Source organism: Micropruina sp., from assembly GCF_027492755.1.
Lineage (GTDB): Bacteria > Actinomycetota > Actinomycetes > Propionibacteriales > Propionibacteriaceae > Micropruina.
Genome location: NZ_JAPUED010000021.1, coordinates 1 through 22,279 on the forward strand (window position 1 = coordinate 1; position 22,279 = coordinate 22,279).

Annotated in this window: 22 protein-coding genes; 12 read left to right on the plus strand and 10 right to left on the minus strand. The window is 69.4% G+C overall.

From position 1 onward, the window contains the following. Positions 1 to 84 precede the first annotated feature (84 nt). Genes Q0066_RS01125 through Q0066_RS01135 form a run of 3 tightly spaced genes read right to left on the minus strand, consistent with a single transcriptional unit; the run spans position 85 to position 2,853 of the window. Complete coding sequence (locus Q0066_RS01125) at positions 85 to 1,338, minus strand: erythromycin esterase family protein (RefSeq protein WP_298129220.1); 1,254 nt, start codon at positions 1,336 to 1,338, stop codon at positions 85 to 87. A 1-nt stretch (position 1,339) separates the two neighbouring features. Continuing rightward, the gene (locus tag Q0066_RS01130) at positions 1,340 to 2,122 is read right to left on the minus strand and encodes a hypothetical protein (protein WP_298129222.1); all 783 of its coding nucleotides are present in this window, start codon (positions 2,120 to 2,122) and stop codon (positions 1,340 to 1,342) included. A 17-nt stretch (positions 2,123 to 2,139) separates the two neighbouring features. Continuing rightward, positions 2,140 to 2,853 carry an ATP-binding cassette domain-containing protein gene (locus Q0066_RS01135; protein WP_298129223.1) on the minus strand — a complete coding sequence of 238 codons (714 nt, stop codon included), beginning with the start codon at positions 2,851 to 2,853 and terminating at the stop codon, positions 2,140 to 2,142. 163 nt (positions 2,854 to 3,016) lie between these two features. On the opposite strand from Q0066_RS01135, the gene Q0066_RS01140 reads away from it, so the two are divergent. The 6 genes from Q0066_RS01140 (at position 3,017) to Q0066_RS01165 (ending at position 9,357) form a co-directional block, all read left to right on the plus strand. Continuing rightward, on the plus strand, positions 3,017 to 4,171 hold the full coding sequence (locus Q0066_RS01140) for a histidine kinase (RefSeq protein WP_298129226.1): 1,155 nt from the start codon (positions 3,017 to 3,019) through the stop codon (positions 4,169 to 4,171). Continuing rightward, positions 4,168 to 4,815: a response regulator transcription factor gene (locus Q0066_RS01145; RefSeq protein WP_298129228.1), complete on the plus strand. Its 648-nt coding sequence runs from the start codon at positions 4,168 to 4,170 to the stop codon at positions 4,813 to 4,815. Before Q0066_RS01140 ends, Q0066_RS01145 begins: the two co-directional genes overlap by 4 nt. A gap of 200 nt (positions 4,816 to 5,015) precedes the next feature. Continuing rightward, positions 5,016 to 5,735, plus strand: coding sequence for a hypothetical protein (locus Q0066_RS01150; protein ID WP_298129229.1), 720 nt, complete (start codon positions 5,016 to 5,018; stop codon positions 5,733 to 5,735). Further along, positions 5,732 to 7,513 carry a YhgE/Pip family protein gene (locus tag Q0066_RS01155; protein ID WP_298129231.1) on the plus strand — a complete coding sequence of 594 codons (1,782 nt, stop codon included), beginning with the start codon at positions 5,732 to 5,734 and terminating at the stop codon, positions 7,511 to 7,513. The genes Q0066_RS01150 and Q0066_RS01155 overlap by 4 nt, the downstream gene beginning before the upstream one ends. A gap of 230 nt (positions 7,514 to 7,743) precedes the next feature. Then, entirely contained in the window at positions 7,744 to 8,859 is a 1,116-nt protein-coding gene (gene trpS / locus Q0066_RS01160; RefSeq protein WP_298129233.1) for a tryptophan--tRNA ligase, read from the plus strand. 39 nt (positions 8,860 to 8,898) lie between these two features. Next, on the plus strand, positions 8,899 to 9,357 hold the full coding sequence (locus Q0066_RS01165) for a hypothetical protein (protein WP_298129235.1): 459 nt from the start codon (positions 8,899 to 8,901) through the stop codon (positions 9,355 to 9,357). Between the two features lie 396 nt (positions 9,358 to 9,753). Here Q0066_RS01165 and Q0066_RS01170 read toward each other — a convergent pair whose 3' ends face one another. Then, the gene (locus Q0066_RS01170; RefSeq protein ID WP_298129237.1) at positions 9,754 to 10,368 is read right to left on the minus strand and encodes an MBL fold metallo-hydrolase; all 615 of its coding nucleotides are present in this window, start codon (positions 10,366 to 10,368) and stop codon (positions 9,754 to 9,756) included. Next, positions 10,368 to 11,450 carry an S-(hydroxymethyl)mycothiol dehydrogenase gene (locus Q0066_RS01175; protein WP_298129239.1) on the minus strand — a complete coding sequence of 361 codons (1,083 nt, stop codon included), beginning with the start codon at positions 11,448 to 11,450 and terminating at the stop codon, positions 10,368 to 10,370. Before Q0066_RS01175 ends, Q0066_RS01170 begins: the two co-directional genes overlap by 1 nt. Before the next feature lie 272 nt (positions 11,451 to 11,722). Here Q0066_RS01175 and Q0066_RS01180 point away from each other — a divergent pair, with 272 nt between their 5' ends. From Q0066_RS01180 to Q0066_RS01190, 3 genes are read left to right on the plus strand one after another with little or no spacing between them, the layout of a single operon-like run. Beyond that, positions 11,723 to 12,037: a hypothetical protein gene (locus Q0066_RS01180; RefSeq protein ID WP_298129241.1), complete on the plus strand. Its 315-nt coding sequence runs from the start codon at positions 11,723 to 11,725 to the stop codon at positions 12,035 to 12,037. Between the two features lie 6 nt (positions 12,038 to 12,043). Next, positions 12,044 to 14,302, plus strand: coding sequence for a TOMM precursor leader peptide-binding protein (locus tag Q0066_RS01185; protein ID WP_298129243.1), 2,259 nt, complete (start codon positions 12,044 to 12,046; stop codon positions 14,300 to 14,302). Position 14,303: 1 nt separating this feature from the next. Beyond that, positions 14,304 to 15,104, plus strand: coding sequence for a SagB/ThcOx family dehydrogenase (locus tag Q0066_RS01190; RefSeq protein ID WP_298129245.1), 801 nt, complete (start codon positions 14,304 to 14,306; stop codon positions 15,102 to 15,104). Between the two features lie 220 nt (positions 15,105 to 15,324). On the opposite strand, the gene Q0066_RS01195 is transcribed toward Q0066_RS01190, so the two are convergent. From Q0066_RS01195 to Q0066_RS01215, 5 genes are all read right to left on the minus strand, one after another. Continuing rightward, positions 15,325 to 16,929 carry a DEAD/DEAH box helicase gene (locus Q0066_RS01195; protein ID WP_298129247.1) on the minus strand — a complete coding sequence of 535 codons (1,605 nt, stop codon included), beginning with the start codon at positions 16,927 to 16,929 and terminating at the stop codon, positions 15,325 to 15,327. 79 nt (positions 16,930 to 17,008) lie between these two features. Beyond that, the gene (locus Q0066_RS01200) at positions 17,009 to 17,233 is read right to left on the minus strand and encodes a DUF3107 domain-containing protein (protein WP_298129249.1); all 225 of its coding nucleotides are present in this window, start codon (positions 17,231 to 17,233) and stop codon (positions 17,009 to 17,011) included. Between the two features lie 183 nt (positions 17,234 to 17,416). Then, positions 17,417 to 18,361, minus strand: a complete 945-nt coding sequence (locus Q0066_RS01205) for an ATP-binding cassette domain-containing protein (protein WP_298129251.1) — start codon at positions 18,359 to 18,361, stop codon at positions 17,417 to 17,419. Between the two features lie 3 nt (positions 18,362 to 18,364). Next, a complete protein-coding gene (locus Q0066_RS01210) occupies positions 18,365 to 19,165 on the minus strand; it encodes an ABC-2 family transporter protein (protein WP_298129253.1) in 801 nt (266 codons plus the stop codon). A 4-nt stretch (positions 19,166 to 19,169) separates the two neighbouring features. Then, positions 19,170 to 19,955 carry an ABC-2 family transporter protein gene (locus Q0066_RS01215; protein ID WP_298129254.1) on the minus strand — a complete coding sequence of 262 codons (786 nt, stop codon included), beginning with the start codon at positions 19,953 to 19,955 and terminating at the stop codon, positions 19,170 to 19,172. A gap of 119 nt (positions 19,956 to 20,074) precedes the next feature. Between Q0066_RS01215 and Q0066_RS01220 the strand changes: the two genes are divergently transcribed. The 3 genes from Q0066_RS01220 (at position 20,075) to Q0066_RS01230 (ending at position 22,229) form a co-directional block, all read left to right on the plus strand. Beyond that, a complete protein-coding gene (locus tag Q0066_RS01220; protein WP_298129256.1) occupies positions 20,075 to 20,554 on the plus strand; it encodes a hypothetical protein in 480 nt (159 codons plus the stop codon). A gap of 195 nt (positions 20,555 to 20,749) precedes the next feature. Beyond that, complete coding sequence (locus Q0066_RS01225) at positions 20,750 to 21,538, plus strand: thioredoxin domain-containing protein (protein WP_298129258.1); 789 nt, start codon at positions 20,750 to 20,752, stop codon at positions 21,536 to 21,538. A gap of 1 nt (position 21,539) precedes the next feature. After that, the gene (locus Q0066_RS01230) at positions 21,540 to 22,229 is read left to right on the plus strand and encodes a vitamin K epoxide reductase family protein (RefSeq protein ID WP_298129260.1); all 690 of its coding nucleotides are present in this window, start codon (positions 21,540 to 21,542) and stop codon (positions 22,227 to 22,229) included. The last annotated feature ends 50 nt before the right edge of the window (positions 22,230 to 22,279 follow it).

Sequence of the window (22,279 nt, forward strand, 5' to 3'; positions counted from 1 at the left end):
CAACCACCACCTCGTCTACCACCAGTAGGAGCCAGTCCAGGATCGCGGCAACATGTGTCGGTCGAAGCCTGGGAGTGAAATCTGTCAGAGCGGGGTAACGGGTGTGGCCCGCTGGACCAGGATCAGCGCGTCGTAGCTTGCTGACGGGACCATTTCCACCGAATTGAACCAGGGGATCCAGGCCTGCCACTGCTGGAAGGCTTCACCGGCGCTGGCCATCCGTACCGGACGTCCGAGCAATTCCCGGTTCTCGGCGGACGCCATGGCGAACTCCAGGTAGCCCTGGGTGGTGCCGGTGAACATGCCACGCAACGGTGTCGGGTTGTTCATGGTGACCTCCCAGCGCTGCCGTCCCTCGCCGGTGCGGAACCGGCTGCTGACGAACTCGGTGCCGATCACCCGGTAGCCGTCGCCCAGTCGGTCGGCGACCAGTCCGCCCAGATCGCGATAGCCGGAGGCAGCGGACGCCTTGTCGACGTGGCCGTTGTGGGCGAACAGCAGCGAGTGATCATTTCCGCGTTCATGCTGCTCGGCGACCGTCCGGTTCAGGTTGTCCGCCATCAGTTCAGCGCGCCGCTTGCCGTAATCCATGCCGGCTTCGTTCAGGTTGAGGTACTGAGTGAGCGTACGTGCCGCATTGCTGGCCAGGAGGCGTCCGGGCTTGTTGGGCGTCGATGAGATGGCGGTGGCCAGTTGCTCGACCACCGGACGCGCCTGCCGGTCGCGCTCCGCGGCATCTGCGGCGCCTCTGGTGGCGTCGGTCCAGTCGGTGAGTTGGGCGCGGAGCCGCTTTGCGACGTCCGGGTCGTGCCGAGTCAGCCAGGACAGTGCGATCTCCTTGTTGGCGTCGATCCGCTGGACGTCGATGCCGACCAGTTGGATCCGCTGCTCCGCCGACACATCGGCGTTGTGGTCGCGGAGCCAACGCAGCAGTTCCGCCATCTCGGCCGTGTGATTGAGCACGAACCCGAACCGCTGTACTGCCTCCTCGGCCGTTCCGGGACCGCCCTGGATGAACTCGTTCACCCGGGCGGTGCTGCCGTAGTCCTCCTCGAGGACGAGGGCGCGGAACTCTGGCAGCTTCTGCACCAAGCTGAGCCTGAGCCGCTGGAACTCGGCGTTGCCGTGGGTCGCCTCGCCGAGGGCGAGCACGGTGGCGCCGGTCAGTTCCGGTGACAGCGGGGCGGTCGCGAACTCAACGGCCTGCGGGTTGCCCTGCGGCCGAGTCTGCCACCAGTGGACGGCGCCACCGGCCACAGCGACAAGCGCGAGAGCCAGCACGACGATGATCAGGGAACGACCGCGTCGACGGCGGACCGGGGGAGGAGTGGCCCGCATGTCAGCGCACCTCTCGGCGGAGTTCCCGCAGCACCCCGACCGTTCCGGGCAGGATCACCCAGGCGGCCACACCGGTGACAACCCGGGCCATCTCGACGGGTTCGATGCCGTCGGCGAACGCAGCCAACGCGTTGATGTCCAGCCAGGCCAGCACCTCCGCGATCTGCGGAACGATGCCGAGGAACAGCGCGAAGACCGACCAGGCCAGCAGAATGCTGACGGCCGCGGGAGCGTTGCCGGCGACCAGGGCGACGGCGTAGCCGGACAGTGCGGCCAGCACGAGGCCCAGGGCGAACCAGAGCTGTCCGGTCCAGTTGATGCTCCACTCGATCGGGTGGTTGACCAGCGGTGTGGCCACCGCGGCGATCAGCACCCCGGCCAGCAGGGCGAGCATCCAGGCGACGACGGCGAGGCTGATCACCGCCCAGGCCTTGGCTGCCAGCACCTGCCCGCGGCGAGGGGTGAGTGCGTAGCCGGTCAGTGCGGTGCGGTGTTGCCTGTCGCCGGTGGCCAACAGCGCGGCCAGCACCGGCAGCAGAATGCCGGCCGGGATGCCGGCCAGCCGGACGATCCGGTCGAGGGTGGTTTCGTCGGTCACAAGGGCGACACCGCCGCCGAAGACGCCGGCCAGCAGCGCGGCAAGTGCCAGTAGAGCGATGCCGGCAGGGGTGTCCACCAGCTTGCGCAGCTCCACCAACCACAGCCGCAGCGGTCGATGCCGATCGACGGCCGGGACTGCCGAGGCGTGAGTCGAACTCGATGTGGCGAGGGTCAGGGTGTTCATCGTGGGTCCTTTCGGGATCAGGCGGCCGCGTCGGCGGTGACGGAGAAGTAGAACTCGGTGATGTCGCCGTGCAGGGCGCGCAGCCGAGCGGGGGTGTCGTCGGCGACCACCCGGCCGCCGGCGATCACCACCAGGCGGTCGGCGAGGCGTTCCACGTCGGTGAGTTGATGGCTGGAGAGCAGGACGGCACCGCCGCGTTCCGCACGGGCCCGAAGCAGTTCGCCCAGCCAGCGCTGCCCCTGCGGGTCAAGGCCGTTGGCCGGCTCGTCCAACACCAGCACGGGGGGATCGGTGAGCAGGGCCTGGGCCAGTCCGAGGCGCTGCCGCATGCCGAGCGAGTAGCCGCGGACGCGTCGGCGTCCATCAGCGGCGGAGAGGCCCACCAGGTCGAGCAGTTCGTCGGCCCGTCGGGCCGGTAGGCCGAGGGTGAGGCAGCCCAGCCGCAGCGCCTCGCGTCCGGTGCGGCCGGGGTGGAAGGCGTCCGCGTCCAGCAAGGAGCCGGCGACCGCGGCAGGCTCAGGCAGCCGCCGGTAGTCCTGTCCGGCGATCCGGGCGGTGCCCGAGTCGGCGTGGCCCAGGCCGAGCAGGATGCGCATCGCGGTGGACTTGCCGGCCCCGTTCGGGCCGAGGAATCCGGTCACCGACCCGGCCGGGACGGTGAAGGACACCTCGTCCAGGGCCGGACGCCGCAGGCCGGGGTAGGTCTTGGTCAGCTTGTCGAAGGTGATCATGGTTCGAGTTCATCGCGACCGACCGGGTGCCGACATCGGGCGATGGCCTCGCCTCCGGCAGCCGTTCGGACGCCGTGAGCGCCGATTTCGCCGGCCTATGAGCTAGGTCGGATCAGCCGATGGTCGCTAGAGCACGAGGGGGGCCGTCCGTAGGCTGCCGGGGATGGATGCGCACGATGTCCGACAGCGGCAGCCGACCGGGATGGCGACCTGGCTGGTCCCCGTCCTGTTCTGGCTGTACTACCTGACCCCGCTGCTGCGACCAGGTCACGAGAATCCGATTGCTTTGTGGCTGCTCAGCGTGCTGCCGCCCGCCGCCGCGTTGGCGATCCTGCCGCTGCGGCGCCGGTTCCCGACCGGGGTGGCGCTGACCATGGGCGGACTGCTGTTCCTCAGCCCCGGGGTGATCGGTGCCGCCTTCGTCACCCAGGCGTCGCTGGCCCGGCGCACCCGCTCGGCCGCGATGGTGCTGTTGTCGGGTCTGTGGCTGATCGCCGCCAAACTGCTGGAGTTGCTGGTCGGGCCGGCATCGGGGGAGTGGAGCGGCGCGCACTGGGTGGAATCGACCATCGCCGTGACGGGGCTGGTGATCGCGACCCTGGTCGGCTGGCTGGTCCGCAGCCGAGAATCCGAGTCGCAGAGCCGGGTGGACGCCGACCAGGCCCGGCACGACGCGGAGTTGGCCCGGATCGAGCAGGCCAAGCTGGCCGAGAGGGAGCGGATCGCCCGCGAGATGCACGACGTGCTGGCGCACCGGCTGTCGTTGGTCAGCATGCATGCCGGAGTGCTCGCCTTCCGCGACGATCTGGGGCCGGAGGAGACCCGGGAGACGGCGCGGCTCATCCAGCGCAACGCGCGACAGTCCCTGGACGAGTTGCGGATGGTGCTGTCCAGCCTGCGGGGTGCGGACGCCCCGCCGGAGCCTCCGCAGCCCACGGTGGCCGAGCTTCCGGTGCTGATCGCGGACCTCGGCTCCGACCAGCAGATCGAGCTGTCGCTCGGCGTGGAGCCGGACCGAGTACCGGCGCGGACCAGCCGGACCGCCTACCGGATCGTCCAGGAGGCTCTGACCAACGCCCGCAAGCACGCTCCCGGTGCCCCGGTAGTGGTGTCGGTTACCGGTGCGCCCGGCGACACCTTGAAGGTGCAGGTCAGCAATCCGCTGGCCGATCTGGCCCTCCCGGACCGCACCGGCAGTGGTTTCGGGCTACTCGGCGTCACCGAACGGGCGGCGTCCGTGGGTGGCTCGGCGAGCTACGGGGCGATCGACGGAGGGTTCACCGTGACCGCGTCGCTGCCCTGGGAGGATGAGGCATGATCACGGTGCTGCTGGTGGACGACGACCCAATGGTGCGCACCGGCCTGCGGATGATCCTCGCGGCAGACTCGGAGCTGCGAGTGGTCGGCGAGGCAGCGGACGGGGCCGAGGCGCTGCGCTTGATCGGCGAACTGAGGCCGGAAGTGGTGCTGCTCGACATCCGGATGCCGGTGCTGGACGGCCTGGGCGTGCTGGAGCGGCTCGCGACGGCATCCCACCGGCCGCGGGTGTTGGTGCTGACCACCTTCAACACCGACGACTACGTGCTGCGCGCGCTGCGGCAGCAGGCGCAAGGGTTCCTGCTCAAGGACGCCGATCCGGCCGACCTGCTGGCCGCGATCAGGGCGGTGCAGCGCGGCGAACCGGTGCTGTCGCCGGCGGTCACCTCCACCGTGATCGCTGCCGCGACGGCGTCCGAGCAGGCGGCGCCCGCGCTGCGCGAGGTGGCCGACTCGCTCACCGAGCGGGAGCGCGAGATCGCCGTGCTGCTCGCCCAAGGCCCCACCAACGCCCAGATCGGCACTCGGCTGCACCTCAGCCTGGCCACCGTGAAAGCCCATCTGACCAGGCTGTTCGTCAAACTCGGCACCGACAACCGGGTCTCGGCGGCGATGGCGATCCGGGACGCCGGCCTGCTCGACTGACCCACCGCGACGGCAAGCTGTGATACTCGACCATGGCCACTCCCGAAGCACCCGACGCCGCCCCCGCGGGAACCGACCAGCCTGACCCGCCCGCCCCCAGCACCGGGGGAGTGGACAGTCCCGAGTCGCCAACGCGGCCCGACCCTGCGGAGCCCGCGGAGCCGGACGTTGCTGAGGACTCGGCCGAGCCGGACATTGCCGTGGACTCGGCCGAGCCGGACGTCGCTGAGGACTCCGCCGATCTGCCCGAGACGGGCGAGCAACCCGTCGATGCGGCCCCGGGCGGCGAGGCCGATGAGCAACCCGCTGCGGCCCACGAGGCTGACGACGACGAACCGGGCCCGGCGCTCGAAGCGGTCGCGCTGAGCGCCGGCGGCAGCACGCCGCTCGACCTGGTCGCCCGTCCCGGTGAGCTGACCCTGTGGCCCGGCGACGACGGCCGGGGGACAGCCGAGTTGGCGCTGGCGCTCAGCGGACGCTTCCGTCCGGTCACCGGGACGGTGCGGCTGCTCGGCCGGGAGACAACACCGGCGTTGCTGCGCCGCCAGGTGGTCCCGGCCCGGGTCGAGGAGGCCATCGAGGCCGAGCCGCGGCTCACGGTCGGCGAGTACCTGGCGTCCTGCGCCGTCCTGCACGGCAGCCGGCACAACCGGCTCGACGGTCCGCAGGCGCTTGCCGACGTCGACTACCAGGGCGGGGCGCACGTGCCGATCGACGAGCTCGGGCCGGCGGACGCCGTCCGGGTGGCGGTGGCGGGCGCCCTGCTGGCGCGTCCGGTGGCGGTGATCGTCGACCGCGTCGACCGGGGCGTGGGCGCCGACGACTGGCCGGGGCTGGTCGCCGACCTGCACCGCGCCGCTGAACTGAGCGGGGTGGCGCTGATCGCCTCGATCATCCGAGCCATGGAGGTGGACCGATGAGGCAGATCTGGAATCTGACACTGACCGAACTGCGGCGTTTCCGCGGTCCGCTGCCGGTACTGTCGGCGATCTTCCTGGTGTGCGTGCCGCTGCTCTACGGCGCGATCTACCTGTGGTCGAACTGGGATCCGTACGGCCGCCTGGATCGGCTGGAGGTGGCGGTGGTGAACCTGGATCGTCCGGTCACCGTCGAGGGCACCAAGGTGCAGGGCGGGCAGGACCTGGTCGACCAGCTCGCGGCCGACACCTCGTCGTTCACCTGGCGTCCCACCGACCCGGCGACGGCAGCGGCCGGTGTCGCCGACGGCCGCTTCGCCTTCAGCATCACGGTGCCGGCGAACTTCTCCGCCGACCTGACCTCGATCGCCACCTCGCAGGAGCCGCGGCGGGCACGGGTCGACATCGCCTTCGACAACTCGCAGGGCTACATCCTGGGCATCATGGCCGAAACCGCCGAGAAGGAGTTGCAGTCGCAGCTCAACGCCGCCGCCGTGAAGTCCTATGCCGATGCCGCACTCGGCTCGGTCGGCACGCTGCGCAGCGGACTTGCCGAAGCCTCGAAGGCGTCCTCAACCCTGGCCAGCGGCGGGCAGAAGGTGGCCGACGGCGTCCGAACCATGCGGGACAAGGTGGTTCCGGTGGTGAACCGGGTGTCCGGAGCGCTGCGCCGCTCGGCCAAGGAGGCGGCCGGGGTCACCCGCGAGGTCGCCACCACCACCTCCGACATCGCCGCGCTGGCCAAGGACGGCAACGCCAAACAGCAGAAGGTGAAGGACGCCCTGGCCGCGCTGATCGCGGCCCATCCGGAGTTGGCCGACGAGGACGTGGTGAAGGACCTGCAGTCAGCGGTCGGCCGAGTCAGTGGGGTGACCGGAGAGGTGCAGCGGGTCACTGCCAGGGTCGCGCGCGACGCGTCCCAGGTCGCCGGTGTGGCGGCCGAGGTGAACGCCCGCGTGCCCGAGATCCTGGCCGCCGCACAGACCGCCGTCGACCAGATCGACACGCTGAGTTCCGGGGCGCAGCAGGTGGCCGACGGACAACGCCGGCTCACCGCGGGGCTGAAGAAGGCGACGGATGCGCTGCCGAAGCTGTCCGCCGCCGAACGGGCGCGGGACGCCGACGCCGTCGCCAACCCGGTCCAGATCGAGTCCCAGGTGGCTCACCCGGCCACCTACTACGGACGCGGCCTGGCACCGTTCTTCTTCGGTGTCTCGCTGTGGGTGTTCGGGCTGGTCGCCTTCGTGCTGATGCGTCCGATCTCGAAACGCGGCATCGCCTCCGGCACCCATCCGGTGCTGGTGGCGCTCGGCGGATGGCTGCCGCCGGCCCTGCTGGGCTCGGCCGGCGCGCTGCTGCTGTTGACGGTGACGGATCTGCTGCTCGGGCTGGCGCCGGTCGATCTGGCCGCCACCGCGGGCGTCTCGGTGCTGGCGGTCTGCGCGTTCACCGCGCTGGCCCAGGCGCTGCGGGTCTGGCTGGGCTTGGTCGGCAGCGCGGTGATGCTGGTCGTCCTGATCGTCCAACTCGGTGCCGCCGGCGGGCTCTACCCGGTGGAGGTGATGCCCACCTTCTTCCAGCTGGCGCATCCGGTGATGCCGATGACCTACCTGGTGGACGCGCTGCGAGTCAGCATCAGCGGCGGCCCGGCCGGGCAGCTGGCCACCGGTGCGTGGGTGCTCGCCGGCCTGTTGCTGGTGTCGGTGGCGGCGACCGCCCTGGGTGCCTGGCGACAACGAGTGTGGACGCCGGCCCGGCTGCATCCACCACTGGAGGGCTGACCCCACCCCAAACGCTCGCCTGACTGTTTTGGCCTCGCTGAATTCGGCGAGCCCTGAATAGTTCGGCGAGCGCTACTGGCCGGGAGGCGGGGAACGGCGGTGATAGGGTCGGGCTGTGCATCGAACCGCTGACTGGCGCCTCCGCTGACGGCTCGATTGAATAGACCCGGCCGTCACCCTGCGTGGCGGCCTTTCGCATGTCCGGACGACGAACGAACGAGTGATTGACGATGACTGAAGCACTGCTCGACGACGCGGGCGACGAGCTCGCGGCGTCCACCTCCGACGCCTCACTGCGCCGCACCGAAGCCCGCAGCGCCGCGATCGAACGCGAGATCGTCGCCGATCCGTCCAAGTTCCGGATCATGACCGGCGACCGCCCCACCGGGGCCTTGCACATCGGCCACTACTTCGGTTCGCTGGCCAACCGCGTCCGGCTGCAGGACGCCGGTGTCGAGACCATCATCCTGATCGCCGACTACCAGGTGATCACCGACCGCGACGGCACCGGCCCGATCCGCGAACGGGCGCTGGGCATGGTCGCCGACTACCTGGCGATCGGCATCGACCCGGCGCGCAGCACCATCTACGCGCACTCTGCGGTGCCGTCGCTGAATCAGCTGCTGCTGCCCTTCCTCTCCCTGGTGACGGACGCCGAGCTGCGCCGCAACCCGACCGTGAAGGCCGAGCTGGAGGCGACCGGCGACCGGCCGATGTCGGGCCTGCTGCTCACCTACCCGGTGCATCAGGCCGCCGACATCCTGTTCTGCAAGGCGAACCTGGTGCCGGTCGGCAAGGACCAGTTGCCGCACCTGGAGCAGACGCGGGTGGTCGCCCGCCGATTCGACGAACGGTACGGACGCGCCAACCCGGCCGAGCCGGTCTTCCCGCAGGCCGAGGCGCTGCTCAGCAAGGCGCCCACGGTGCTGGGACTGGACGGCACCAAGATGAGCAAGACCAAGGGCAACGTGATCGAGATCGGCATGGATGCCGACATCACCGCTCGGCTGATCAAGAAGGCCGTCACCGACTCGGACCGGCACATCACCTACGATCCGGCGAACCGCCCCGAGGTGTCGAACCTGCTGATGCTGGCCGCACTGTGCACCGACGGCGACCCGGTGGCGATCGCCGACGAGATCGGCGATGGCGGCGGTGGCGGCCTGAAGCGGGTGGTGACCGAGGCAGTCAACTCCTTCTTCGCCCCGATCCGCGCCCGGCGGGCCGAGTTGGCGTCCGACCCCGGCCACCTGTTGTCGGTGTTGCGTGAAGGCAACGCCCGCGCGAATGCGATCGGTGAGGCCACCTTGGACGAGGTTCGGCAAGCCATGGGAATGGTGTACTGAGCCCTGTTCGGGGCGCTGCTGAACAGCGACAACGACACCGTGCTGGAACTTCTGGCCGTCGACCAGCGGACTGAGCATTCCACCCACAAGCTCGTCCAGATCTTCCTGAAGACCAAGGTGACCTTCCAGGTGATGGACGCCGCATCGGACGCAGCCTGGACGGTGACCTTCGAATCGGTCGGCACCGCCGGCGCGCCGGCCATGCCCACGTCAGTAAGTGGCGTCGGGCTGAATTCCTCACCGTTCTACCGGCTGAAAGCCGGCGCCTACCAGATGACCACCACGTTCGCCGGCAATGTGCGTCCCGAGGGCGAGACGGAGTGGAAGTTCAGCCTTGCGCTCTACGACGTGAACGGCGACGACCACGCCCTCACCAGCGGTTCCAAGACCAGTGGCACCGCAACCACGTCCTTCCGGGTCCCGCGGACGTCCGTGTACTGGTTCCACCGCAGATCGCGTCCACCGACGCCACCTGGTCGGTGCAGATCACGGCTCTGAAGCAGTTCACCAGCACGCCGACCCCGAAGATCTCGGGCACCGCGTAGGTCGGCAAGACGCTGAAGGCGAAGGCGGGCACCTGGAAGCCGTCCGGTGCCAAGTTCAGCTACCAGTGGTATCGCGGCAGCAGCAAGATCTCCGGTGCGACCAAGTCGAGCTACAAGCTGACCAGCAAGGACAAGGGCAAGAAGATCACGGTGACGGTGACCGGCAGCAAATCCGGCTACCTGAGCGTCGCCAAGACCTCCAAGACCACCGGGTCCGTCAAGAAGTAGCGGACGGTGCCCTACCGGAGGCGTTGATCAACGCGATCACCGCTGGTTGAGCTTGTCGAAACCGTTGCCAGAGGGTCTCAACAAGCTCGACCGGCGGTAGTCAGCACGTCCCCTGCCGGCCCTACTCGTTCCCCAGCGCCTCCTTCTCAGCACCGATGGTGGTGTCGTCGCCGTGTCCGGTCTTCACCACCGTGTCGTCGGGCAGCGGGAACAGCTTCGCCCGGATGGACGCCACCAGGGTGTCGCGGTCGCTGTAGCTGCGGCCCGTCGCTCCTGGTCCGCCCTGGAACAGGGTGTCGCCGGTGAACACGGTGCCCAGTGACGGCAGATAGAGGCAGACCGCGCCGGGGGCATGGCCGGGCGTGTGCAACACCTGGATCGTCTCGCCGCCGATGAGCAGCGTCTGACCGTCGGTCAACGGGCCGTCCGGCGGCGTGTCGTGGGTCAGGTTCCACAGCACGGCATCGTCGGGATGCAACAGCACCGGTGCTTGGGTGACCCGGCCGAGCGCTGGTGCCCAGCGGACGTGGTCGTCGTGTGCGTGGGTGCAGACCACCGCCTTGACGTCGCGTCCGTCGATCAGCCTTACGATCGCCAGCGGATCGTGCGGGGCATCGATGACGATGCACTCGGTGTCGTCGCCGATGATCCAGACGTTGTTGTCGACATCGAACGTCTCACCGTCGAGCGAGAACGTGCCGGACGTGACGGCGTGGTCGATCCGGACCGCCGCCATCAGAACACAACCACCGAACGCAGCACGTTGCCGCCGTGCATCTTCTCGAACGCCGCCTCGACGCCGTCGATGCCGATCTCTTCGCTGACGAACGCGTCCAGCGGCAGCCGGCCCTGCAGGTACAGGTCGATCAGCATCGGGAAGTCGCGGCTCGGCAGGCAGTCGCCGTACCAGGACGACTTCAGCGACCCGCCGCGTCCGAACACGTCGAGCAGCGGCAGCTCCAGCTGCATCTCCGGGGTGGGGACGCCGACCAGCACCACGGTGCCGGCCAGGTCACGTCCGTAGAACGCCTGCTTCCAGGTCTCCGGACGCCCCACCGCGTCGATCACCACATCGGCGCCGAAGCCTCCGGTCAGCTCCTGGATGGCGGTGATCGGATCGGTCGCGGAACTGTTCACGGTGTGGGTGGCGCCCAACTCGGTGGCGTTGGCGAGCTTGCGGTCGTCGAGGTCGACGGCGATGATCCGGTTGGCACCGGCCAGCCTCGCACCGGCGATCGCCGCCGCGCCGACACCGCCGCAGCCGATCACCGCGACCGAGTCGCCACGGCCCACGTTGCCGGTGTTCAGCGCGGCACCCAGTCCGGCCATCACGCCACAGCCGAGCAGCCCGGCAGCCGCGGGGCGAGCCGCCGGATCGACCTTGGTGCACTGCCCGGCGGCCACCAGGGTCTTGTCGATGAAGGCGCCGATGCCGAGGGCGGGGGAGAGTTCGGTGCCGTCCTCCAGAGTCATCTTCTGTTTGGCGTTGTGGGTGGCGAAGCAGTACCAGGGACGCCCGCGCAGACAGGCCCGGCAGGCGCCGCAGACCGCGCGCCAGTTCAGGATCACGTAGTCACCCGGTGCCAGGTCGTGCACCTCGGGTCCGACGGCCTCGACGATGCCGGCGGCCTCATGGCCCAGTAGGTAGGGGTAGTCGTTGCCGATGCCGCCCTCGCGGTAGTGCAGGTCGGTGTGGCACACCCCGCACGCCTGGATCTTCACTACGGCCTCACCCGGGCCAGGATCCGGCACGTTCACCGTGACCAGTTCCACCGGTGCGCCCTTACCGCGGGCGATGACGCCCTTCACCTGTTGCATGTCTGTCCTGACTCCCGTCGTCGATGGTCCTTGCCATGATCCTGTAGCGCCCGCGCCGAGCGGTCAACCAGAGCGCGCCGTGGCACCGTAGGGTTCGAGCGACCGCCTCGCCCGCGAGCACCCACCACAAACCGGTTCAGCCGCTCCCTGCGCGGGCTACGCACTTCTGACACCTTGTCGGTTGTTCCGGGCGCGCGCACGCTGACGGTGTTCGATATCCACCCAGCGCGGCGGCTCGAGGACCGCTACGTGTCACCAATGGAGGCATCGTCATGCCTAGTCAAGAAGAGTTCGACGAACTCAAGGGTCGCCTGGAGAGCCTGGAGAAGCAGGTCGCCGGCGGTACGGCACCACAATTCACCGATGAGGAACTCGCCGCCTTCCGCAAGGTGTCATCGGCGATGGCCGACTTCGGTGACTTCTGCGGAATCAACGACTGCTTCCGCCCGCGGCTGTGCAGCGGATCGGTGTGCACGGTCTGCCGCAGTTGTTTCACCCCGTGCATCTTCGAGTGCACCTGCGGGCCGTGCAACCAGGGTCCGATCGTCGGCGGCGGAGTGCAGCGCTTCGGCGGACTCGGCGGCTGAGCGCAGGTGGACACGGACATCTCGGATCGGCGGCTGACGACCGCCGCCGGGCTGGAGATCTTCGATGAGGGCACCGACCTGATCCTGGCCAGCCCGGCCGGCATGCTCCGGCTGTCCGGCGGAGTCGCCGACGTGGTGGGGGAGCGACTGCTGCCCGCGCTGGCGTCCGAACCGGACCGTGGCGCGCTGCTCGCTGCTCTCGCGGACCTTCCGGCGTCCGAGGTGTCGCGGCTCGTCGACCGGCTGATCGAGGCCGGAATGGTCACCGAGCGTGGCCCGTACCCGGTCCCCGAGTGGCTGGGCCTGGTGAGCACGGACGCCGCCACCCGCGATGCTCTCGCGGCCCGGTTGGCGGCCGTCCGGGTGCTGGTGATCGCCGGCGAGGGGGACGCCGCTGGGCTGGCAGCCCTCGCCGGTGACGCCGGGATCGGTGATGTGGTGAGCGTGCCAGCGGAACGGCTGACCGCTGAGGAACTCGCCGAGCGGGTGGTGGGCCGCGACCTGGTGATCTGCGCGGTCGATCCGGGCTGGGCGGCCGTCCGGACGTGGGTGAACCGCACCTGCCTGGACGCCGGGACGCCGGCGCTGTTCGTCGCCTTCGAGGGCTCGTACGCGTCGCTCGGGCCACTGGTGCTGCCCGGTGAGGGCCCGTGCTACCTGTGCTGGCGGATGCGCGCGCTGGCCTGCTCGGACGACTTCGAGGTGGCCATGGCGCGCGAGGAGTCGCTGGACGCCACCCGGGCCGCGCTGGGCCGTCCGTTGCTGCCCGGTCTGCGGGAAGCCGCCTGGGGGATCGTGGTGCGCGAGACGCTGGCGCTGACCACCTCGGCACTGCCTCCGGAGTTGCCCGGCACGGTGCTGCTGCTCGACCAGTTGAAGGGCACCTCCACGCGGAATCCGGTGATTCCGCGTCCGGACTGCCCGGCCTGCCGAAAAAAAGACCCGCCGCCTCCGGCGGCACCGACTGAATCCACCGACTTCGACCGGATCGCGACCCGGACCGTCAGCCAGGTGTGCGGTCTGATCCGCTACCTGGACGAGGTCGCCAAGCCGGTGGAAGAGCCGCGCCAGCCGTTCATCGTCCGGGCTCAACTCGCCAATGTGCTGTTCGGTCAGGGCGAGGACGCCTTCGTCACCTGTTCGGGCAAGGGGATGACCCGGACAGCCGCACGTGACGGGGCGCTGGGCGAGGCGCTGGAACGCTACGCCTCGCTGACCTGGACGCCCGATCGGACGATCCACTGTGCGCGAGGGGACCTGCCGGGTGACAGCCTCGATCCGGGTGAGCTGGTGCTATACGCCCCCGAGGACGCCGACCGGCTCGGGTTCGCGCGGTACCGCGACGATCTGGGCTTGGACTGGGTGCCTGGGCGGTCGCTGGTCACCGGCGCCGAGGTGTGGGTGCCGTTCCAGGCGGCCACCCTGCACGGCAGCCGGTGGCCCCACTCGCAGCTGCTGTTCGCACCGACCTCGAATGGATTCGCCGCCGGACCGACGGTGGAGTTCGCCGCCGAGCAGGCCTTGCTCGAGGTGATCGAGCGGGACGCGTTCTGCCTCGCCTGGGCGCACCGGCTGGCCACCCAGCCCTATGCCGCGACCACGCTGCCGGACGCGGACGCCGCTGCGGTGGCCGAGCTGTACCGCAGGCGCGGCGTCCGAATCGAGGTGCATCTACTGCCTACCGACGGCACCGCGTTCGTGGCGATGGCGATCGGCTGGGGGGATGAGCCGGCCGCGGTGGTCGGGTTGGGTGCGTCCCAGGATCCTTTGCGAGCAGCGCGGTCGGCTGTGCTGGAGGTGGGGCAGGTCCGGCCGGCGTTGCGCGGACGGCTCCGGGATCCGGAGGTTCGTGAGCGACGTGCCCGGCTGGTGGAGAACCCGGCCCTGGTCGCCGAGCTGGAGGATCACGACCTGCTCTACTCCGACGTCACTGCGGCGGCCGAGCGGATGGCGCACCTGCGGACGTCCGACGCCGTCGACTGGGTGACGCCGGCGAGTCGTGGGCACGGGTTGGATGATTTGGTGACCTCGCTCGCCGCTGTCGCAGGGGACGTGTTGATCGTGGACGTCACCCCTCCGGACGTGGCTGCGCTGGGCGTCCGGGTGGTGAAGGGGATCGTGCCCGGCTTCCAGCCGATCCACTTCGGCGCCGACCAGGCCCGGCTGGGGCATTCGCGGCTGTTCGACGCGCCACACCGCTGGGGGCTGCGCGACCGTCCGGCGACTCGGGCCGACCTCAATCCCGACCCACACCCGCTGGCCTGACATGCACGACTTCACCTTCGCCGATGACACCCCGGCCGCTTGGACCTACTACCGCAGCACCGCGCGGTGGTTGTTCAACGCCTCGTCGGGTGGCGACTCGCCGCCGGTCGTTCCGGGTCGCGAAGACGGTCGATTGGCGTGGACGCCGCTACCGCCGCCGTCGGTATGCCGGATCGGTCTGTCCGAGGCGTTGCGCGCACGAGTCTCGTGTCGCCGGTTCCGGACCGATTCGGTGCCGCTGGGGGTGCTGTCCACGCTGCTCGCCGCCGGCTACGGCATCGGCGACGGTGAGGGGGCGGTGCAGGACCGGCCGGTTCCCTCCGGAGGTGGTTTGTATCCGCTGGAGCTCAGCCTGTTGGTGCGGGCGGTGGACGGCATTCCGGCCGGCGTGCACCACTACGTCCCAGCGGCGCATGGACTGGAGCTGGTCCGAGCAGTCGAGTTGCCGCGGGCTTTCCTGACCTATCTGTTCATGGGGCAGCCCTGGGTGGCCGAGGCGGCACTGATCTGCGTGATCAGCTTCGTCGGCGAGCGCAGCCTGACCAAGTACGGCGACCGCGGCTACCGGTATGCGCTGCTCGAAGCGGGCCACCTGACGCAGAACCTGAACCTGACGGCGTCCGCACTCGGGTTGGGCGCGGTGAACATGGGCGGCTTCTACGACGACGAACTGGCCACCCTGGCCGGCATCGACATCGAGCACGAGATCCCGCTGTACTGCAGCGCACTCGGGATCCCGGACGCCGACCCGTCCGACCGCATGGCGATGCGCGCCCTGGAACGCGGCGTCCGCCCCAGCTGACCCTCGAACACCCGGGGACGGTTCTTTCACGTTCGAATTTCGCACGTCCGGGGACGGTTCTCTGGCGTTCGAGATTCGGATGTTGGGGGACGGTTCTCTCACGTTCGAATCTCGCACGTTGAAGAACCGTCCCCTGAAGTTTGAAAATCGGATCGCAAAGAACCGTCCCCGAAGTGCGGGATTCGCATCCTCGGGGACGGTTCTTTTGGTTCAGGTCGGGTTACTCCGCGGGCGCGGTCTCGGCCGGCTTGGTGCCGGACGAACGACGGCGGCGTCGACGGCGCGGCTTGTCGGACGCCTCACCGGGCGCCGACTGGGTCGGCGTGGCCTCCGCCGACTCCGGCTGGACGGGCTTGTCACCGCCGGAGCGGCGGCGGCGCTGACGACGTACCCGGCCGTCCGAGGTCTCGACCCGTTCGGCCTTGGGGCCGCGTTCCCGCGGTTCACGAGGCTTGCGGGGCTCCGCCTCCTTGGGCGGGGCGATCCGGCCCTTGGTGCCGGGTGCGATGCCCAGCTCGGTGAACAGGTGATGCGACGTCGAGTAGGTCTCGGTCGGGTCCGGGAAGCCCAGATCGAGGGTCTTGTTGATCACCTTCCAGCGGGTCAGGTCGGCCCAGTCGACCAGCGTGATCGCCACACCCTTGGCGCCGGCGCGGCCGGTCCGGCCGATCCGGTGCACGTAGGTTTTGTCGTCGTCCGGGCATTCGTAGTTGACCACGTGCGACACGCCGGTCACGTCGATGCCGCGCGCCGCCACGTCGGTGGCGACCAGCACGTCCACCTTGCCGGCGTGGAACCGCTTCAGCGACTTCTCCCGCAGCACCTGGTTGAGATCGCCGTGCAGCGATCCGACGCTGAAGCCACGGTCGGTCAACTCGTCGGCCAACCGCTGCGCGGAGCGCTTGGTGCGGGTGAAGATGATCGTCTTGGTACAGCCCTCCGCCTGCAGCAGGCGTCCGATGATCTCCGGCTTGTCCAGATCGTGCGCCTGGTAGACGAACTGGTCGACCTCGGGCACGGTGACCGAGGCGTCCTGCGTTTCGGCACGGACATTGACCGGCTGATTGAGGTACATCCGGGCCAGACCGACTACCGCGGACGGCATGGTGGCGCTGAACAGCATCGTCTGCCGGGTCGGTGGCGTCTTGGAGATCAGCCGCTCGACGTCGGGCAGGAAGCCCATGTCGAGCATCTCGTCGGCCTCGTCGAGCACCAGCACCTTCACCGCGGACAGGTCGAGCGAGCGGCGGGTGACCAGGTCGAGCAGCCGTCCAGGGGTACCGACGACGATGTCGACGCCGCTGGTCAGCGTGCCGACCTGGGTGTCGTAGCCGACGCCGCCGTAGACGGTCAGCACCCGCGCCTTGCGGACGGATGACGCCACCTCGAGGTCGTCGGCGACCTGCAGCGCGAGCTCGCGCGTCGGGCACATCACCAATGCCTGTGGTTTGCCCTTCGGTGAGTGGTCGGCGTAGCCCGGGTCGGTCTTGACCACGACGCGCTGCAGCAGGCTGACGCCGAACGCGAGGGTCTTGCCGGTGCCCGTCCGGGCCTGGCCGATCATGTCGGTGCCGTTGATCGCGATCGGAATCGCCAACGATTGGATCGGGAACGGGTGTTCGATGCCGACGGCCTTGAGGGCCTCGACGATTTCAGGGATGACGCCGAGGTCGGCGAAGGTCGATTGGGCGTCTGCGGACTGCAGCGCCTCGGAAGCGGTGTCGCTCAGTGTTATGGCCTTACGTGCACCGGCCGTCAGGCCGGAAAGTGACACCCACACACCGGCGGCGGGATCGTCGGCCGCACGGGCGGTGGGGACGCACATCGTATGCGTTCGGCTGTCAGTCTAGCCCGACCGGCCGTCCGGTGCCTCGGAGGCTTGCGGCGCAGCCCCGATGCGCGCCTCAGAGAGAGCCGAAGCCCACCCGGCGCGCCGCTTCCTGGCCGAGCTCGAGATAGGCGATCCGGGACGCGGGGATCAGCACCTTGCGGCCCCGATCATCGGTCAGGGTGAGCACCGAGTCGTCGTCGACCGCCTTGCTGAACGCCGTCTCGACGGACGCGGCCGTCTCCTCGGTCTCGACGATGATCTCCCGGGCGCCGTGAACGATGCCGACCTTGATCTCCATTGCTTCTCCTACAACAGCCCAACACAGAATCTCTGCACAGACCCTAGTCGTGCCGCTGCCCGTGCGCGGCGTCGTCCGCTGCCAGCGCAATATGCGGGGTCGTCCTCCCCGGGTCGCGGGCTGGTTGATCGAACTCGTCGAAACCTCCGGCTTCGTGGGCTCGAAGAAGGGCTGGCCGAGAAGTCAGGGTGTCGGCGGACGGGTGTAGATCCGGGCGACGAGCTCCTCGATCGCGGGCTCGGTCAGGGTCAGGTCATCCACCCGGGCCTGGTCGGCGACGACGGCGAACAGGTCGGCGGCGCTGACCGCGCCGGGCCGGAACGAGATCCGGACGCGATGCCCGCCGGCCTCGAGGTCCACCAGCCTGGCACCGTCGGGCAGAGCGAGCTCTCCGACCGGTTCGGTCAGATCGGCAACCAGGATGCGCTCGGCGTCCGTGACTCGCGCCAGGTCGGCGGCGGTGCCGTCGAAGGCCAGCCTGCCGTGATCGATGATCACCATCCGATCGCACAGCCGCTGGACGTCGCCGAGGTCATGCGTGGTGAGGAACAAGGTGGTGCCGCGCTCGGCTCGCTCGCGCTGCAGAAAGTCACGCAGCGCGCCCTTGCTCAGCACGTCCAGACCGATGGTTGGTTCGTCGAGCACCAGCAACTCGGGGGAGTGCAGCAGCGCCGCGGCCACCTCGCCACGCATCCGTTGGCCGAGCGACAGTTCCCGCACGGGCTGGTCGAGGAAGTCGGCCAGCGCCAACTCGTCCATCAGTTCGGTGAGCCGCGGACGCCAGACCGACGCCGGCAACCGGTGCATGGCGGCCAGGATCTGGAAGCTGTCGGCCAGCGGCAGATCCCACCACAGCACGCTGCGCTGGCCGAACACCACACCGATCCGACGAGCCAGTCGACGCCGGTTCGGTACCGGATCGAGACCGCAGGTGCGGATCGTGCCCGCGGTCGGGGTGAGGATGCCGCAGAGCATCTTGATGGTGGTCGACTTCCCCGAGCCATTGGCACCCAGGTAGCCGATGGACGCGCCGGGTTCCACCGTCAGGTCGAGCGCGTCCAGAGCGCGCAGCACGCCGCCGCGCCGCCGGTAGTCGCGGGTCAGCCCCCGCGCCTCGATGATCGCCACGACTCAGCCTCCCGCCCCGGTGTAGTGACGGACGGCGGCCCGCCACAGCAATCCCACCACGCCCCAGACCAGCACCGCGACCGGCAACCCCAGCCAGGCCATCCAGGTTTCGAACGGCCACGGCAGCGGCGCACCGGTCAGCAGCGCCGCGGGGACAAACGCGATCAGGGTCGCGGGCACCACGAAGGTGAAGAACACCCGCACCGGCAGCAGCAGCGCGCCGGCCGGAACGCTGGCCACGTACCGTCCGCCGTAGGTGATCGAGTTGCCCGCCTGCGCTCCGTCGATCAGCCAGAACTGCAGGCTGCCGGCGGCCAGGAACAACGCTCCGAAGATGAGCGCGCCGGCCAGCGGCGCGACCACCGCGAGCAGCACGGACGCCGGTGTCAGCTCCACACCGGCGACCGTGAGAGCCCACAGGTAGACGGCCAGACCGAGGGCCACCCGGCCCAGCCGGCGCAGCTGGACGTCGGCGGTGATCAGCTGCAGCAGCAACGGCACCGGGCGCACCAGCAGGGTCTCCAGTTGGCCCGTCCGGATCGCCACGTTGACCGCGTCCAGCTGCCCGAAGATCATGTCGGCCAGCCCGAAGGCGATCGCGGCCATTCCGTAGACCACACAGGCCTGCGACAGGGTCATTCCGCCGAAGACCGGCGCATTGTGCAAGAGCACGTAGATCTCGGCCAGCTCGGTGAGGCCGAGCAACGCCTGGGACGCCAAGTCGCCGACGAAGCTGCCCCGATAGACGGTCTGCGACCGTAGCCGGGCGGCCAGCATCGTCCAGACCATCCGTGAGGTGCTCACCTGCTCAGCCACCTTGAATCACCACCCTGGTCAGGCCGCGCTGCAGCACCAACTGGGCGACACCGCCCAGCACCAGTACCCAGAACAGTTGAATGGCCAACGTTGCCGGCGCCGAGCCGACACCCATCGCCAGGTCGATCGGGGCTTGGAACATGCTGGGGAACGGTGTGGCGAGGCTGATCGCCAGCAGCCAGTCGGGGAACCATGAGACCGGCACGATCAGCCCGCAGAACAGGTTCATCACGATCACGTAGAGATTGATGTAGCCGCGGACCTCCAGCACCCACAACGCGGCGAGGTTGACCAGGAGCAGTCCTTGGAAGGCAATGGTCACCGCGAGCAGCAGCGAGACCAGGCCCAACAGCCACAGCCCAGGATCGATCGGCAGGGACAACCCGGTGGTCAACGCGCCGAGTGCCAGCATTGGCAGCACCCGGACCAGCAGGGCACTGCCGGCGCGTCCGTACTCAGCGGCCAGCCAGCCGAGCACCGGCGGCAATGGTCGAAGCAGATCCACGGCGACGTCGCCGGCCTTGATCCGCTGCGCGATCTCGCCCGCCGCCCATAGCGACACCACGCCGACCAGGCATTGGCCCAGCCAGACATAGCTGGAGGCACGCAACGCGTCGTAGCCGGCGATCTCTCCACCGGCCCCGTCGACCGCGGTCATCAGCAGCGACGCCCGTACCAACCCGAAGACGCAGTTGGTGATCATGGTGGCGACGATGGCCGTCCGGTAGCGCAGGTAGCGCCGGAAGCTGCTCGCCGCCAGCTCCCAGAACGCACGCACCTGCGACAGCGTAGGGAATTCCCTGGTCGCGTTGATCAGCGCGGAAAGGGCCAGGACGCCTCCCGCGTGCCTGGATCGTTCAGCCTCCACCGCCGCGGGCCGTTGGTAGTCTCATTGTCGTGAGCATCCCGTGGCGACGACTGCGGCTCCCTATGTGGGGGCCGCATCTCCTCGTTGCCGCGCTGATCACGGCGGCTCTGTTGCCGCTACTCGACCGGCTGCCCCGGGTTGCCGTGGTGGCCTGTTTCGACGCCGGCCATCCGCTGTACAGCCTGGTGCCCAGCACCGAACCGGCGGGTGCCATTCATTGTGTGAGCGCCCCGGCTCCGGTCGTCAGCTGGACGTTGATGGTCGCGTCCACCCTGGTGGTGCACCTCGTCCTGACCCCGGCCGCACTGGTCGCGGCCGCTCTGCTGCTGAGCGGCGCGCAACGCCTGATCGGCATCGGACGCGGAGTCCTGGTGGCCGCACTGGCCTGGCTGGAGGGCGTCGCCGTTCTGGCCTGGCCGCAACCCGCACCCGTTCCTGTGCCCGTGGTCGCGGCCCGTCCCGGCTGGAGCCGGGTCAATCCGCGCCGCGGTCCGCCGACGCTTTCCTGAACCGGCCCACCGCGTCCGATCGAGTGACGCGCGGGTCGGCTGAGCTTCACCCCGCGCGGTCGTGCGCTCCAACGGTGGAACGAAAAGAACCGTCCCTCCGTACCGCACCTCCTGCGCACCGCCTGGCGACCCGGAGTCGCCGCATCGAACACTCAGCGGGGCCGGCCGTCCGGCCCGGATCAGGAACCGACAACCATGCCCAAGCAACCCACGTCCACCAAGAGTGGCCAGGCCCGCGAAGCCCTGCGCCGCCGCCAACAACAGCAGGCTGCCGCCGACCGCCGCCTGCGCATCATCGTCCGTACTGCCTGGATCGCGGGGATCACCGCCATCGCCGTGATCCTCGGAGTCACCATCTGGACGGTGGCCAACGCCCGCTCGAGCGGGTCCGCGGCACCGCCGGTCAGCGGCCCGGTGATCGTGCCACCCAACGGGACGGACGCCGGCGCCGTTCGCTTCGGACAGGACGGCGCCCCGGTCACGGTCACCGTGTACGCCGACTTCATGTGCCCCTTCTGCGGCCAGTTCGAGCGTGCCAACGGTGAGGCGTTGCAGAGCGCCGTCGCCGCCGGCACCGTGAAGCTGGAGGTCCACCCGATGGCGTTCCTGGACGCCCAGTCGGCGGGCAGCAAGTACTCCACCCGGGCGGCGAATGCGTTCATCACCGTGGCCAGCAGCGATCCCGACGCGGCACTGCGGTTCAACCAGCTGCTGTTCGCCAACCAGCCCGCGGAAGGGTCGTCCGGACTGAGCGACGACCGGCTGGCGGCGTTGGCCACCCAGGCCGGCGCTTCGGCCGATGTTGTGGCGTCGTTCAAGGAGCAGCGTTTCGTGCCGTGGGTCAACCAACTCACCCAGCAGGCCTTCGATTCCGGCGTCACCGGCACCCCCACGGTCAAGATCAACGGCCAGCCGTTCACCGGCGACCTGTACACGCCCGGCCCGCTCGCCAACGCGATCCAGCAGGCGGCGTCCGGTGCCTGAGGTGACCGCAGTCATCGACGCGGACGCGGAAATGCCCGGCGACGCGTCAGACGCGAGCGGAGAGGCCGAAGGGCAGCGCCCGGGCATGGGCCGGCTGCGGCGCCTGCGCCAGTCCAACGGCTGGATCTTCGGCACCATGCTGTTCTCGGCGTTGCTCAGCCTGACGGCGTCCTTCGTGCTCTCGGTGGACGCCGTCGTGCTGGCCGCCGATCCTCAGGCCGCGCTGGCCTGCAACATCAACGCGGTGCTGAGCTGCGGAACGGTGGGGGCGTCCTGGCAGGCCAGCCTGTTCGGCTTCCCGAACGCCTTCCTGGGCCTGGTCGCCGAACCCGTGGTGATCACGGTGGCGGTGGCCAGCCTGGGCGGCGTCCGGTTCCCGCGCTGGTTCATGTTCGCCGCGCAGATCGTCTACACGCTCGGCCTGATCTTCGCCTACTGGCTGTTCTTCCAGGCGTTCTTCGTGATCGGCGCGCTGTGCCCGTGGTGCCTGCTGGTGACCCTGTCGACCACGCTGGTGTTCACCTCGCTGACCCATGTGAACATTCGGGACGGCAACCTGTACCTGCCGCAGTCGGTCAGCCGGGTGGCTCGTTCGCTGATCGCGCACGATCTGGACCTGTTGCTGGTGACGCTGTGGCTGGTCGGCGTCACCGCCATGGTGGTGATCAAGTACGTCCCGCTGATGCTCTGACCATACGAAGCGGTGGCTGATGGTCGGGGCGAGTCGCCAGACTGGAGGGT

Excerpts from the sequence above, each read along its gene's own strand:
- Q0066_RS01225 (WP_298129258.1), top strand. The coding sequence starts at position 20,750 with ATGCCCAAGCAACCCACGTCCACCAAGAGTGGCCAGGCCCGCGAAGCC.
- Q0066_RS01170 (WP_298129237.1), bottom strand. The coding sequence starts at position 10,368 with ATGGCGGCGGTCCGGATCGACCACGCCGTCACGTCCGGCACGTTCTCG.
- Q0066_RS01190 (WP_298129245.1), top strand. The coding sequence starts at position 14,304 with ATGCACGACTTCACCTTCGCCGATGACACCCCGGCCGCTTGGACCTAC.
- Q0066_RS01175 (WP_298129239.1), bottom strand. The coding sequence starts at position 11,450 with ATGCAACAGGTGAAGGGCGTCATCGCCCGCGGTAAGGGCGCACCGGTG.
- Q0066_RS01125 (WP_298129220.1), bottom strand. The coding sequence starts at position 1,338 with ATGCGGGCCACTCCTCCCCCGGTCCGCCGTCGACGCGGTCGTTCCCTG.
- Q0066_RS01135 (WP_298129223.1), bottom strand. The coding sequence starts at position 2,853 with ATGATCACCTTCGACAAGCTGACCAAGACCTACCCCGGCCTGCGGCGT.
- Q0066_RS01155 (WP_298129231.1), top strand. The coding sequence starts at position 5,732 with ATGAGGCAGATCTGGAATCTGACACTGACCGAACTGCGGCGTTTCCGC.
- trpS (WP_298129233.1), top strand. The coding sequence starts at position 7,744 with ATGACTGAAGCACTGCTCGACGACGCGGGCGACGAGCTCGCGGCGTCC.
- Q0066_RS01140 (WP_298129226.1), top strand. The coding sequence starts at position 3,017 with ATGGATGCGCACGATGTCCGACAGCGGCAGCCGACCGGGATGGCGACC.
- Q0066_RS01130 (WP_298129222.1), bottom strand. The coding sequence starts at position 2,122 with ATGAACACCCTGACCCTCGCCACATCGAGTTCGACTCACGCCTCGGCA.
- Q0066_RS01180 (WP_298129241.1), top strand. The coding sequence starts at position 11,723 with ATGCCTAGTCAAGAAGAGTTCGACGAACTCAAGGGTCGCCTGGAGAGC.
- Q0066_RS01145 (WP_298129228.1), top strand. The coding sequence starts at position 4,168 with ATGATCACGGTGCTGCTGGTGGACGACGACCCAATGGTGCGCACCGGC.
- Q0066_RS01195 (WP_298129247.1), bottom strand. The coding sequence starts at position 16,929 with ATGTGCGTCCCCACCGCCCGTGCGGCCGACGATCCCGCCGCCGGTGTG.
- Q0066_RS01200 (WP_298129249.1), bottom strand. The coding sequence starts at position 17,233 with ATGGAGATCAAGGTCGGCATCGTTCACGGCGCCCGGGAGATCATCGTC.